We start from the raw sequence: 14,009 nt of genomic DNA on the forward strand, positions 1-14,009 counted from the left end.
AATTTCTATTAATATCCTTTTATTTATCATTAAAATATATTTTACAGTTTTTCTTAATAGATGAGTAATCTTTTAATGAAATCATGATTAAACTTAGCCTCTATCTTAATGCGGACAGAAGACTCCATACCAAAGGTGAGTAGGGAAGCTGATCAAAAGGTTGGAATAATTCATTAATTCATCTTCCTTGAAAAGAAGGAGGGTTCTGAACAACTCACAAAAAGCTAACATATTCTTCCTATGTTTAATCTTGCAATCATGTTGTCGAGATTTAGTACTTCTACAATATCTCCGTTCTGAAGTATAGTTTTATGGATCTGTTTCAGCGATGATTCTAGAAAGCTCTTGGACCATCCTGGACCTCCAAGTACAACATATCCTTTCTTGTAATCTCCTGTTGTAATTACATAAATGAGTGATGCTATTTCCTCTAGAAGCTTAAATTGGGCCGTTCCGGGTACCTGTTGCCATTTGCAACTTATTATACACTCTCCTTTATTTGACTCCACTATGAAGTCAGCAATATACTTACCACCATAGATTCTATGTCCAACTTCTACTTGCTTTCTGAACTTATATCCGTTATTTTTTAATACAATTTCTATTTGATCTTCAAGAATTTTCCCTGTCCTTGTCCCTTTTCCACCAGGCAAGTTTTCTCTTCACCTCATAGTTCAACACAATAATTTCCCTTATACCTTTTCTTTTATTAGGATCTGAGTTAATGAATCTATTTGCCTCTACTGAATATATTTTAAATTCAGAGTAAAGATCCCTTATTTCTTTTACATCTGAATTGCTTAACATTACTTGGACTCCTCTCCTATCAAGTTCCTTCATAACTCTGGATAACCTCACCTGATCGCTGTAAGAAAATCCATCAACTACGTATGAAGTGAAGTTTGCCGTTTCTGATACTGGAAAGTATGGAGGATCAAAGTAAACAAAGTCTCCTCTTCTAGCATCTTTTACAGCATATTCGAAGTCCTCATTACGGATATCCACTAAGGAGAGCATTGTATGAAATGCTAGAATCTTCTCCTTTGAGGGCATACTTGGGTTCTTGTATCTTCCAAAAGGCACGTTAAACTCTCCCCTTGAGTTAACTCTCCACAGTCCGTTGTAACAATGTCTGTTCAGATATATTAGTAAAGCTCCTTTTCTACTATTAAATTCCTTTATACTATTAAATTCCTTTCTAGCTCTATAGTAGAAATCCGCAGTGTTCTTAGGATTTAATCTGTTTATTTCCTCAATTAACTCATTAGGTTTTTCCTTAATCAATTTATAAAGATTTATTAAATCAGCGTTAGTGTCTGAGATCACTGCTTTCCTTATAAGTCCCATATTGTATAGTGAGGTTAGGAGAGCCCCACCACCTACAAATGGCTCATAATATACTTCAAAACTTTCTGGAAGTAGATCAATAAAAAAGGGAATCAGCTGCCTCTTACCGCCTGCCCATTTTAATATGGGTTCAACTTCAACTTTTCCAAAAAGATAATAATCTATATTTTCCGTGTCCCTCGCCATTAAAGGTCACCGTATTTTCCTTTTCTAAAGAGATAGTACGATATGGCCTTCCTTATGATCATAGATTTCTTTGTATTTGAGATCTCAGAGATCTTTTTAATACTCTGATCTAACTCGTCATCTATAAGTAATATAATCTTGATAAGGCCAGATTTCTTATGCGAAGTTAATGGATCTGAGATCAGCGTTAGTGGTACTTTATCCTCAAAGAAAGTAAGAACTGCTCTCTTTATTTCATCTTGAAATGATACTTTATCCTCTAGACAGAGCTTTTTCAGTTTATCGTATTGCCACTTCGTTACAAAGACTGTCGTTCTCATTTGTTATATATATTTTAAGAGAAAAGTATATAAGAGTTATTCCATTAATGGTTTGATTAATATATATTATTTGTAATATTGTATACTTAGTGAGCTACCTTGACCTTTTGATTGAACTTTCCTCTTTAACATGGACTTATCTTCCTATTATTGCAAGGAAGTCTCTTTTATGTAATCTATTTTTAAATCTTATATATGTTAAGAGTTCTGGAGTTAACACTAAGTTTACCGTTATACGTGAACTGTACTACTTAGCAGAGTTGCCAATTGGTTCACTCTGCATAAAGTAGATGTTATATTAAAAAAATTTATACGCTTCTATAACTATATTATCCACCTCATCATACAGTGAAGTCTTAAACCTCTTAACTTCCATTAAGATAAAAATAAATAGAATTAGAAAATATTTAAAATATTTACTAAGAAATATATTCATTTAGATTTTCCCATTTTGCCCTTTCATCTAAATTATTTATTGATGCATAGCTGCTTTCCTTGTCGTCTAAAATAACATATCCTAATCCCCTACTTTTACCTCCTCCTACAAATATTCCCAGTGTATTAACATACTTTAAAGTCATTTTCCATAGTTCCTTTTCGCATTTTCCAAGTTCTCCTTCATCGAATTTTAGGGAAACAAAGACGTTAAAGCCTCTTGATCTCAATGAAATTTCATTAAAGAGGTTCCTCTCTTTTTGAATCTTAGTTTTCCTGTCTATGGTAACGTGAGTTGTTATCTCGTTAGTACCTTCCAGTCTAGCGTCCGATATTGTTAATCCCCCAGAAAAATAAGGAGACCCATAAATTCTCTCTAAAGGGTTATTCTTAGAAAGATTATAGTCCTCATAAATCTTGGAAAACTCTTCTAGTTCTATGTCTTTCTCGTTCTTTGGAAATAGGTGAAGAATTTCTTCAACTTTCTCACAGTTATTCCTTGAACTTAAACACGATATTAGGTTTTCGTATACTGGCTTATGCAAATCAATCCTTATTACCTCATTGCCTATATACGCATTTCCATCTTTCTCTACAACGTGAGTATACTTTCCTTCTGTTCCGATGTATGTTTCTATAGACTTTTTTATATTTCCTTGACAATTCATTGTTTTCACAACACTCTCAGATATTCTTCTTAATACTCCCTTTAGGCTCGAGTATGGAATAACGTAAAGACCATCATAATTCAGAGGATATATTGTATTACCGTCAATTTCGCCAGCTACCCTTATATTTCCCTTTGGTGATAACTTTAACTTGAAAATCTCGATCATGCTTGCCACCTCAAAAGCGTTGTTAGATCTTCAATCTTTATAGCAAAGTTTAAACCAGCTGAAAGAAGAGGAGGATTTTCCTTAGTTCTTTCACCCTGTATTATACTTCCCTCTTTTAGAGCTTTGAAAGAAGGTCTATATCCTTCGTGTTCATCGTTAGTAAACCAACTAATGTAATAGCTCAGATCTCCATATATTTTATCTACCTGAAAATACGTCTTTCCGAAAAGTGTTGGAACGCATTGCGACAAGCAATAGTACTTACCTTTTCCTTCCTCCTCTACGTCAATCTCTTTCTTCTTCCTTACGTCAACCCAACCAAAGCCTCTTGATTTTCCTCTACCTATGAAGATTCTATCTACAGAATCTAAAACTTCTCCTGGTTGAGCTAATGCCCACATTTTTTCAGGAAACTTATATTCATAAGCAAAGAGCATTCCTTTCTCTGAGGAAGCAGTATGCTTATCAATAGCAACGCTCATCTCAACTTGTCCCTCCAGCTCTACCTTCTTGAATAGCGTGAATTTTCTTCCTTCCATTTCCTTTCTTATTATTTGTCCTACTTTTGGCTTCGCCATCTGAAAATCTTTTACGCATTCCTCTTTATCCTTAAATTCTGTTGAAACTTCTCTGAATTTTGATAAATAATTAGTCAAGTTTTGCTCTTCTCCCCATCCTTTTATCTCAGCAAAGCAGTTTGATTTTCTGCCCAGTGCTGGGGTGAAAACTGTAGAGGGAGCTGATTCCCAAGGATATGCTGGTGACGCAAAGAAGTCCTGAACCTTTTCAAACATCTCTGGCCTAACCCTTCTAAAGTAACCTAGGAAAGAACCTCGTATAGTCTGGGATGGAATGAAGTTACCCCTTGTAAAGAAGTAGCTCATGATATTGGCTGAATTAAATATAATTGGTGATTTAGGAATTAATTCAACTAACGCTATTTTCATACAACCATCTCCCTAATTCGTTTAAAAGATCTCCTATATTTTTACAGTCAATTACCTTGCAAATTTTTTCTCCTTCTTCTAGTTTTATATCAATCATTCCTCCCCTTCCAAATCTCCAAAATCTAAGAGCTAAAATGGAGTATAGTAATAACTTGACTTGTTTTAATTTAGATTCTTCGTCTAATCCAGCTAAGTCAAGGATTACCTCTCCTTCAAACTCTTCCCCCGGTTTTATGACTTCTTGGCTAAAGAGACCTCCTTCTTTTGCCTTACCTGTTTTGTCTTCAATAGACACCCTTGTCAACTTAAACTTCTCCTTTGTAAGCCTTATGTTTCCAACAAATAATCTACCCTCAACTTCTGGATATCCAAAGAGTTTACAAACGTCACAGTCTCCTCCTATTTTTTTATGTTTCATTATTATCATTTCTGGTTCAATCTCGTTGCATGAGGTGTATCCCTTCAAGATTCCTGAGGATACCATGTTTGATACGGCAGTCCTCATGACTCCCTTTATTGTTGAACCTGGAATTCCTAGAGAGGAGAATGGCGTGTCAACAGTGGCTGAAGCCGATGTCCCTCCAACTGTTAACGAACTCAAGTTTTTTATTTTAAACCTCAATTCTATCTTTTGCAAGATCCCACCTCCAGAGTCTTTAGAATGTAGTAAAAGTCCAAGAGTCTATTCCTCACGTCACCATCGTTAATTGATGTTTTAGTTAAAAGCAGCTTTAAGATATTTTTTAAATCCTGGGAATTTACTCTATTCATTTCTCTGATTATCATAGATATAACGTCATATATATCTTTCTTCTGATTATATCTAGATAGAATGGATTCTATCTCCCTAAGGAAATCCTTAAACTTGTTATATTCATCGCTTTTAGCGTTGCTATCCTTAATTTTCTTTAATTCAGCGTACGAGTTAAGACCTAGAAACTTAAGTATTTCGTCCATTAAATCGAATTCGTTCTTTATGTAAAACGTTGAAGAAAACTCTTCAGCGATAGAGTAAAATGAAGAATCAGTGATCAACCCGCTAGTTATAGTTAAGACTCCTATAGAGTTCTTACTCTCATCCTTTATTTTTGCCTCCTCTTCCAGTTCCTCGGAAACGTTATAGGCAAATTGTATTGGGTGACTACAATCAACCGTGACTATTCCTACCTTAAACGTAAGTCCCGTATTCTCACTAGCGTAAGATAAGGATTCTTTCAAGAACTTTATTGCATATATTGGCGGAACTATTAGAAGTCCTTCATCTCCTCCTAAGTACTGGATTCCAAGGATTACCCTTAGCACGTCATCATTAACCTCTTTATATAGTTTATTGATCTCTTGAAAGAAACTTTCCTTAACGTAGTAGTCTAGAAGGTAGCTTTTGTCAATGTATTCACCAAACGTTATTGAGGAACCATAATATTTTCCAGCGTCGTTGGCATCAAATCTTATCACAGAAACGTAACCCTTGTCAGCATTACATCCAGTCAGATAGCAGGACGGATCCTTTATTCCTTTATTTAGCGAAATTCGATTCTCTCCAACGATATACTCCGTTTTAGATCTTGCAGTGAAACCTCTTTTTTCTGAAAATTTCCTAACTAAATTACAGAGATCGCATAGATATCTGTTATCGCTTGCAGAGAAGTTCTTTGCAGGTCTAATCCTACAATTATCGCATAATTTGTGGAGTCCATAGGATAGAATATTTTCTTTCCAATCTACTGAATATCTATTTAAAAAGGATTGTTCCGAAATTATAGAATAAAACGTATTGTACTCTATTATATGATCGCCTATAAAGAAAGGTGAAGAGTAGACCTGAATTTTGATGTCAATTTCTCCTCCTAAGGAACTTACAGTGTCTTTCACTTCTGTAGGATCGAGATCAGATCTTATTACGAGGTATGAATGCCCTCCATAACCAGAAAGTATTGCTTCGAGCGGTATATTTCCTTTTCTAAACTTCAGATCTAGTGCAATAAACGGAAGAGTGGCTGAGAGAAAGTCAACCATGAAACTGGCAGCAGAAATCTCAGGCAATTTACTAAAGTTATTTATAAATGCTTGAACTCCAGGAAAGTCGATCATGTAAATGTATCCCTTTGGTTTACCTTGTGGTTGACTTCTTTCTTCAGTCTTACCTGAGTGCAACTTCTGATATATCGTTGAACTTATGTTGTCATACTTTATTTCATCTGTAATGCAATCAAAGGATCTACTCTCATAGCAGTTTAACACATCCTTGAAATTTTCTTTAACTATCGTCTTTACCTTATCCATGTCTCTTTGATGTTCTGCTGCTATCCTATCTGCTTGTTGTAATTCCGTTGTTTTATTTGGCTCGTGATGAGAGTAAGCTCTATCCTTAGCTTTCTCAAGTTCATCTAAAAACTCCTTTCTTACACCCCTTTGTTTTGCATCAGATATAATTGAGTTGAAAATGTCATTTACCTCTTTTACGTGATGTTCAGGGTTAGACAACTTTCCAATATCGTGCATAAGTGCGGCGAATCGCAAGTAGTTCAGCGGAATACTCTCACTTTCGTTTAACCAGAGAAGTAAGGATGTAAGAGTTAAGTGAGACGCTAAAGACGTAAAGTTTAAACCCGGTCTAGTATCTTCTGGCGTGCTAATCAACGCTTTGTAAACTTTCTTTATTTTAGGAGAAATGTCTCTAGATCGCAAGTAGTCTATTATTTTCTTAGCAATTTGTACATCGTCCTTAATTTCCTCGTTTTTTCCGTCTAAAAGGGAAAGTATATTGTCAACAGATATTCTTTCTTCACTAAGTAATTTACCTATATTGTCTTTACCTGTTAAGTGTCTTAAGATCGAGTAAAGGATAAGGTAATCGAAGTTGTTTGGCATATACTCCTTTCCCTTTACAACGTAGTTAACGTGGGTCAGAAAGATAGGAGCTTTATAGAAAGCCGATATTAAGTCGTCCAATATTTCCATGAACTGTTGTGGGCTGAAATTCTTCTCCTTAGATATTTCGTCTATTATCGTCAAGATATCTACCATTACATTCTTAAAATCCTCTACAGCTTCTTTTCTCTCTCCTTCGGTAAATGGGATTGGTTTTCCATTAAAGTAGAGTTTTCTTATCATGATTTCACTCTCTTATCATCGCAGTAATACTCTATCCCCTTAACCCTCACTATATGCCCAGGAAAACAGCTTAACTCGATTTTCTCTAGAAACTCTCCTTTGCATGAACCGAGGGAAAGATCAGGTTTTATACATATTTCTACCAATTTTCATTAACCTCCTTTGGATGATATTTTTCTAAAAACCTCTTTAGGTCCTCAAGAGGATTAATTTGAACTGCTGATTGAATTGAGAACCTTACTCTTCCAAACTTTCTGTCCATGAACTTAAACCTCCCAAAAAGCATCTCCTTAAACGAGATTTTTCCTGCGTTGTCAAAAGCTTTCATGCCAAAGAGAACCATACCCACTTCCTCATCCTTTAGTCCCTTAAAGAGAATCTCTCCTGTGAATTTTGAGCCCTTGAGAACTACCTCATATCTCTCGTTATTATAAGGAATAATACCAACCTTACCTGATACTAGCTTAAAATCCGTGAATATAACTCTGCTAGCTAAACCAGAATTACCAAATACATTACATACAGGACAGATGCTTCTCCCATTTACGAAATATTCTTTTAAAAAGTTATCGCTTCCTATTCGTTTATCAGGTTTAAATATACTGATGTATCTACTAGAGACGTTTTGAGTTCTTCGATCTGTTGAAATATAGCATGAACCTGGAGTTGACAGCTCAATCCTTGATCTGACAGCCCCCTTTACACTATTTCCTGGAATAAAGTATGTTCCGTTTTCGCTTGAAAACCAATTAACTTCTGGTTGGAAAAACTGGTCAACTTCTCCGGGAGATAATCTATCGTTAATGAAGTCCTTAAGTACGTTGTCGATTTTCTTTCTTGCATTGTTTATCTTTTCACTATCAACTCTTGGAATTCCCTTTTCCATACCTACGTGAAGGTAGTCTGAAACAACTTCAATCTCAGCTTTGAGTTTTCCGTAGGTCGTTGAATTTCTTGGCGTAAAGCTAAGTTGTGCTTTCATAATTTCACCTTCTTAAAGACTTCTTCGAACTTGCTCAATACCTGGAAGTCACCTTTGTGAGCCTTTTCCCATTCTTCCTTGGTTAGTATAACCTCCACATCTCCTTCTCCTATACCTCTGAACCTTACTTTATCTCCTATCTCTATAGGAGAGATGTCTACTCTCAAGTTTTCAAACGATATGAAGCCGTAGCCCCTACTTTTATATCCACCTATTTGTGATCTCCCTTCTTGGAATTCTCTCATTATAGAGATAATATAACCAAGAACATAATTTGGTAAGTTTCTCCCTATTAGAGTGAACGGAAATCTACAACCGCTCTCCACGACTTCAACTGTTGCTAATCCTGATGATCTAACTGAACCAGTTTTTCTATCTATAGCTATAATAGTCCTGACTCCTAGTTTGCAGTTTTTCCCAACGGAGTCTAAGAATGTAACTGCTGACTCTATTGATGGAGATCCAAATACCTTACAGTTTATGCAAGTATTCTTCCAAACCAACTCTAAGGCTTCTCCATATCTCTTTCCCCTTATCATATTGTCAAATGAGTTCTCAATCTTGTCCATACAAGTTTCCTTAGTAAGTCCAGTACAGACAGATAGGCCTACCTTAGACGCTACTATTTCACCTACAGATCTAAATGCTCCCTTCCATGAACTACCTGGGATAACTGGATCTTCTCCCAACTTTAAGATTCCCACCTTCGCTAAAGATGTAACATCAACAGTATCTCTTCCAGATCCTATTCTTATAGGTGAAGTTGTTATTGCTTCTCCTGTTATCCTTACGCTTCTGAGGTTCAAGTTTTTTGCTACAAGTGCATATTTTTCTAGGTTAAGATTTTCCAACTTTACATACCTCCTCTAATGTCTTTTCGCTAATTTTCTTGAGATCTCCTCCTTCTAGCTTAAACAGGGCTAAGTTAGCGCTTACAAGCTTAATTAATCCATTTCCAGTACTTTTTCTTCCTCCTATGAATATTCCATCCTTTAATTGACAGAGGGCAAACCTTAGCGCCTCTACAGCTTTGTTAAGTGGTTCTTCTTTTTCCCCTTCTAATATATTCAAGTTATTTAAGATCGCCGAAAAAGTAAACTCTGTTCCAGGATCCACAAAGTCTAACGTGTATAAATTACCTCTCTGCTGACTTCCGAATATTCTGTTTATCGAGACCATAGTTCTCGTAGAAATTATAGGCTTTCCCTTTGGAATTGAATCTAGAACATAAAATCTGCTTGCGATGTCTGTATGCCCAAATATGAGGCAAGCTATACAGTATTCGTTAGAACAGGTTTCACATTTTTTGTCTCCTGGTTCACAGTTTTTGACGTTATTCCATTTCTTTTCTATTATCATAGTATTTACATAAGCTTCAACAATAGATCTTAGGGCTCCCTTTATGGAGGAACCTGGTATGAAGGGATTTTCTCCTCTAGTGATTATAGGGTTATCTGAATTTGAGAATTCGGTGGATCTTCCCGAACCTATTCTTAAGGGGGTTTCGTTTAAAATCTTTCCTTCTATCTTAATTACAGATCTAATAACGTCTAGGTCCTGGCACATATCGTTCTCCCCTACTCTCTTTAGCTTTGTCTGATTTGAAGAAGTTGACTAGGTCAGAGAAGTTTTTCATTTCTGGCAAGTTCTCTATATTCTCTATAGATTCGTAAACCCATTTAATGTAACCTAGAAGCCTGAGAATATCGTCATTATTTTGCAGTTCATTTATGTTTAATACTAACTCTTTTGCAGACGTTCTGTCAATTCCGTTTCTCTTGCCAGACTGTCTCATTATGAATAGCATGAGTTCCTCTTTATCTAACGAAGACCTGAAGAAGTTAAGAAGGTTTTCAACTTGCGTCTTGCTCGTGTTTCCTTTCTTCATAAGTGTTGCAATTTTTGTTGCTGCATCGAGCAAATATACGGTTTGAACTTGCATCAAAATTTATAGTATATTGACTTTAATAAACATTAGGTTTCGTTAATCGAGATAGTAAGTGATCCTTTACTTTAAAAATATACATTTCCTTATAATAATGCAAAAAGAAAAATATTGTCTTAACTTATTGTTCGATCTTTCTAGGTCTCCATCCAGCTGCGTACTCAACTAATGAACCTATACCGGCAACTAGTAGATTTAATGCTAGAGAGATCAAGGCTATATAGATAAGTCCTAAAGGTGTGGAAAAGAAGGTCGTAGAGATCGTGCTGAACTTATTGACATATAACGTAAGGAAAACGGCTGAAACTATTCCTACTGCCCATCCAGCTATAGTAGCTTTAGTTTCCAACTTATTTGTATACATTGCTAAGAATATAGAAGGAAGAGTCTGAGTTACAAGTATACCTCCTAATAGCTGGAGTTGTATTGCATAAGTAGCCGGGACGACAAATACAAAGCCTAAGGCTATGAACTTAAAGGCCGTTGAAATCCACTTAGCTAATCTAGCTTCACCTTTCTCTGTCAATGGAACAAATTCCTTTATCACGTTTCTCGTCATCAAGTTAGCTACGGCAATCGCCATAATGGAAGCCGGAACTAGACCTCCTATGAAAATCCCTAGAAAGGCTATACCTACGAACCAGTTAGGCATAGTATAGGCTACTAAAGCTGGAACTGTAAGAAGACCATCTTTTAGTGTTGTCACCACTGTTAGTGCAGGCTTAACGGCATAAATTAGTAATCCAAAAAGGGTTAGTAACGCTAATCCTATTCCATAAATGGGTAAAAGAGAAGTCCCAAGTTTTAATTTTTTGCTACTCTCTGCGCTTAAAGAACCATTTATTGCATGTGGATAGAGATAGAGGGCAAGAGAGCTACCTAAAGCTAAGGAGAAATATCCCATCTCAACAGGTTCCTTTGGCGCGAGCGTCTCATAAAGAGGCGCAGCTTTCCCTGCAACGGCTAGAGCGTGTGAAAATCCTCCAGCTGATATTACAACTACGACTATTGGTACTATAACGGCTAGCCAGATTAATATGTCCTTGAAAACTGCTGTTAGAGCAGCTCCTCTAAGTCCGCTTGTAAAAGTAAAAGCTGCAAGCACAATGAAAGAGATTAAGAGAGCTATGTCAGTTACGGTTGAACTAGCTGTTCCAGTTAGGCCTATAAATAGCATTGCTAAAACTGCTTGCATACCGACAATCTGTAAAGCTATGTAAGGTAACTGGGCTACAACTCCGGTCAGCGCAATCAATATAGCTAAAGTTTTGCTTCCAAACTTGTCCTTGATAAAGTCAGCAGCTGTCACATATCCTTTTTTCTTACTTATTTCAAGGAGTTTAGGCATGGTAAGTAAGGCAACACCAAATCCCCAGGCTACATAAGGAACTGCAAAGAAATATATCGCGCCCTTAGCGAAGAAGGCTGAAGGAACTGCAATGAAAGTATAGGCAGTGTATAGATCAGCCCCCATTAAGAACCATACTAGAATAAAACCTAGCCTTCTTCCTCCTAGACCCCACTCATGTAGCTTGTTAAGGTCCCCTTTTCTCCATTTTGCTCCGTAAAATCCCAGGAAAGCAAACACTGCAAAGAACACTATAAAGACTGCAAGAGTTAAATAATCAATATTAGATTGAGGTAACGTCGCATTCATATAATCACCCTTTAAATATTATTGAAACTAGAGCATAGAGTATTGAGGCTACTATAAGCATCACTATTTGATACCAATAGAAGAATGGAAGCCCTCCAAGAGATGGATTAACCTTATCAAAAAATGGAAAAATGGAATACCCTATAACTAGTACAAGCAGGACGATTAACGCTGCTAAGTTGAACCCATTTGCCACTTTTCTTTCACTACTCCAACTGTTTTTAGTAAGGGATATATAAGCTAATTACTTTAAAAACGAGATGAACTCACTTAAAATATAATTCAATAATTTATAGATTTCAATAATGGTTATTACTCCTCATATTGATGAGAACTTTCCATTAGAGAGTTAGATCTTTTAGGGAAATTATAACGTTTTACGTTATCATTTCTTAAGTAACGTGGAGATTGCTGACTCTAAATTGAACACTCTAAAGTGACAGGATATAATAGGACAAGAATTCCACCCTCCTTATAAAATTGAGGAATTCCTCTAAATTTATCAGAATTAGTTAAAGAATAAGATAACAATACCGAACAGATCAAGGTCAAACTTTTCTAGATGTATATCAATGAAGCCATAATGGGTACTCATGGACGTAAGAGGTGGAATATAAGACTATTCTTTCAGACTAAGAAGTTATATTTGTATATACACCAAGACTTTTTCTTGAATTCGTCTCCTATGAAATTATCCTGCTTCACTTAATCTACTACGTCATTTAACGATTAATGAGGCATTATTATACTTTTGTTATCTTTTCTATTAACTCATCTGGTATTTCAATTGCTTTCCAGTTCTTTGGATCAATTGAGGCTTGGACTACATATCCTTCCGTTGCTTTTTCTCCCCCTTTTATTATTGTTATATCAAACCTCACGACCTTCTTTGAAAGAGCTTTTGGGGAAAGGAGAACAGTAATTTGATCTCCCAACCTTAACGGTCTTTTATAGATGGCTTGGGATTCGACCATGACGAACCAAAGATTGTCATTAACTATTGGATAACTTATGCCAACTTTTTCCTTCATGTAATTCTCTATTGCGTTAGTAAAGAAACGATAATAGGAGGCATAGTGAGCTATTCCTTGGGTATCAGTATCATATATTCTTACAGTTTCTTCAAAAACGAATTCTGGAGAGGACATAGTTACGTTTAGATAGAGAAGTTAAAAAAATAATTTGGATCCTTGAGCGAAGGAAAAGCTTGTTAAGTTCTAAAACTCTTTATACGAATGGGATTCACCATCTAGTTGAATTAAAATTGCGCGTAACAACAATGAGTACAGTTAACCGAATTTTGGTTCTCTCTCAACTAAGCTAAATATTCCCTCATTTTCTCATAAGATGGTTCTTCCCTATATTCACGATAATGGAGTTTTTCTGTGTAGGAAAATAGTTACGTACCTTTCTGCTTATCAACATTAGATCATCAAGGGTAGATCTCTCTCTAAGCTAGATCTTTACCTTAGTTGATATAAAGCATTGTAGCTGTTATAGAAAAAGATTTAAAGCGTTTCCTCAATTCCTCTGAGGCAAGGTAATTCTTGACAATTTTTCTCACCTAAGAAAGTTTATACAGATAATAGATCGTTATGATAGTTCTAGGAACGTGAAAGATTCAAATGTTTCGCTAGTAAAAAATCTCGTTATATAAGCCTTAGATCCATTAATTCATAGAGAACTTAGTTTTCCTTTAGATCTTTCTCATGATATTTCATTAGAAATTCCTTAAGGAATGGCGTTTTTTCAATTTTTTCCTTTTCAAGGTATTCGATCATAATACCTTTAGGTTTTTCTCGAGGAGGAGCCCTTATTACTTCTTCAGGAGTGACTAAGATATTTACTGGAACATCGTAAGGCATAGAAGGAATGGATTGAACTATCTGTATCGGATGGAGTGTAGTAATGACAGGTGTCGAATCATCAACCTTCTCTAATTCCCTTAACATAGCGTACTCAAGCTCACTATATCCTTCTCCTTTTCCTACTCTATCCCCCTTTCTGGTTACTGCAACAGATCCAACTATAACCACATCGATCTTATCAAGACTAAATATATCAACTCTCTCACCTAATTTTGTAAACCCAGAAATAGATGAAGCCTCTCGTGGATTAACTTTCTTTGGATCAAGCAAGAAAAAATCTCCTCTTAATCTAGGTGTAGGAACTATTACCTTTTTCCCCATAGATAAAGCGATTTCTCTAACTTTTCTTTGAGGTGAATCGGGGTTTACCTT

At 35.9% G+C, this 14,009-nt stretch carries 16 protein-coding genes; all 16 read right to left on the bottom strand.

Annotation, left to right across the window (positions count from 1 at the left end):
• Positions 1-224 precede the first annotated feature (224 nt).
• Positions 225-653 carry a PD-(D/E)XK nuclease superfamily protein gene (locus CM19_RS03690; RefSeq protein ID WP_048099107.1) on the bottom strand — a complete coding sequence of 143 codons (429 nt, stop codon included), beginning with the start codon at positions 651-653 and terminating at the stop codon, positions 225-227.
• Complete coding sequence (locus CM19_RS03695; protein WP_048099108.1) at positions 613-1,533, bottom strand: DNA adenine methylase; 921 nt, start codon at positions 1,531-1,533, stop codon at positions 613-615. Before CM19_RS03695 ends, CM19_RS03690 begins: the two co-directional genes overlap by 41 nt.
• Complete coding sequence (locus CM19_RS03700) at positions 1,533-1,853, bottom strand: hypothetical protein (RefSeq protein ID WP_048099109.1); 321 nt, start codon at positions 1,851-1,853, stop codon at positions 1,533-1,535. The genes CM19_RS03695 and CM19_RS03700 overlap by 1 nt, the downstream gene beginning before the upstream one ends.
• A 419-nt stretch (positions 1,854-2,272) precedes the next feature.
• Positions 2,273-3,124 (bottom strand): RAMP superfamily CRISPR-associated protein, encoded by an 852-nt coding sequence (locus tag CM19_RS03705; protein ID WP_048099110.1) that lies wholly within the window; start codon positions 3,122-3,124, stop codon positions 2,273-2,275.
• Positions 3,121-4,071 carry an RAMP superfamily CRISPR-associated protein gene (locus CM19_RS03710; RefSeq protein ID WP_048099111.1) on the bottom strand — a complete coding sequence of 317 codons (951 nt, stop codon included), beginning with the start codon at positions 4,069-4,071 and terminating at the stop codon, positions 3,121-3,123. Before CM19_RS03710 ends, CM19_RS03705 begins: the two co-directional genes overlap by 4 nt.
• Positions 4,052-4,708, bottom strand: coding sequence for an RAMP superfamily CRISPR-associated protein (locus tag CM19_RS03715; protein WP_052349438.1), 657 nt, complete (start codon positions 4,706-4,708; stop codon positions 4,052-4,054). The genes CM19_RS03710 and CM19_RS03715 overlap by 20 nt, the downstream gene beginning before the upstream one ends.
• Complete coding sequence (locus CM19_RS03720) at positions 4,696-7,185, bottom strand: HD domain-containing protein (RefSeq protein WP_048099112.1); 2,490 nt, start codon at positions 7,183-7,185, stop codon at positions 4,696-4,698. Before CM19_RS03720 ends, CM19_RS03715 begins: the two co-directional genes overlap by 13 nt.
• Positions 7,182-7,331, bottom strand: a complete 150-nt coding sequence (locus CM19_RS13050) for a hypothetical protein (protein ID WP_160164860.1) — start codon at positions 7,329-7,331, stop codon at positions 7,182-7,184. Before CM19_RS13050 ends, CM19_RS03720 begins: the two co-directional genes overlap by 4 nt.
• Positions 7,325-8,167, bottom strand: a complete 843-nt coding sequence (locus tag CM19_RS03725; protein WP_048099113.1) for an RAMP superfamily CRISPR-associated protein — start codon at positions 8,165-8,167, stop codon at positions 7,325-7,327. Before CM19_RS03725 ends, CM19_RS13050 begins: the two co-directional genes overlap by 7 nt.
• On the bottom strand, positions 8,164-9,018 hold the full coding sequence (csx7, locus tag CM19_RS03730) for a type III CRISPR-associated RAMP protein Csx7 (protein WP_048099114.1): 855 nt from the start codon (positions 9,016-9,018) through the stop codon (positions 8,164-8,166). The genes CM19_RS03725 and csx7 (CM19_RS03730) overlap by 4 nt, the downstream gene beginning before the upstream one ends.
• On the bottom strand, positions 9,005-9,733 hold the full coding sequence (csx7, locus tag CM19_RS03735; RefSeq protein ID WP_048099115.1) for a type III CRISPR-associated RAMP protein Csx7: 729 nt from the start codon (positions 9,731-9,733) through the stop codon (positions 9,005-9,007). Before csx7 (CM19_RS03735) ends, csx7 (CM19_RS03730) begins: the two co-directional genes overlap by 14 nt.
• Positions 9,708-10,109: a hypothetical protein gene (locus CM19_RS12500; protein WP_052349439.1), complete on the bottom strand. Its 402-nt coding sequence runs from the start codon at positions 10,107-10,109 to the stop codon at positions 9,708-9,710. Before CM19_RS12500 ends, csx7 (CM19_RS03735) begins: the two co-directional genes overlap by 26 nt.
• A gap of 124 nt (positions 10,110-10,233) precedes the next feature.
• A complete protein-coding gene (locus CM19_RS03745; protein WP_048099116.1) occupies positions 10,234-11,769 on the bottom strand; it encodes a sodium:solute symporter family protein in 1,536 nt (511 codons plus the stop codon).
• 4 nt (positions 11,770-11,773) lie between these two features.
• Complete coding sequence (locus CM19_RS03750) at positions 11,774-11,965, bottom strand: DUF3311 domain-containing protein (RefSeq protein ID WP_048099117.1); 192 nt, start codon at positions 11,963-11,965, stop codon at positions 11,774-11,776.
• Between the two features lie 547 nt (positions 11,966-12,512).
• A complete protein-coding gene (locus CM19_RS03755) occupies positions 12,513-12,917 on the bottom strand; it encodes an acyl-CoA thioesterase (RefSeq protein WP_048099118.1) in 405 nt (134 codons plus the stop codon).
• Positions 12,918-13,454: 537 nt separating this feature from the next.
• Positions 13,455-14,009, bottom strand: a 555-nt coding sequence (locus tag CM19_RS03760) for a 5-formyltetrahydrofolate cyclo-ligase (RefSeq protein WP_048099127.1), incomplete at its 5' end; no start/stop codon positions are given.

This window comes from Candidatus Acidianus copahuensis (genome assembly GCF_000632495.1).
GTDB lineage: Archaea > Thermoproteota > Thermoprotei_A > Sulfolobales > Sulfolobaceae > Acidianus > Acidianus copahuensis.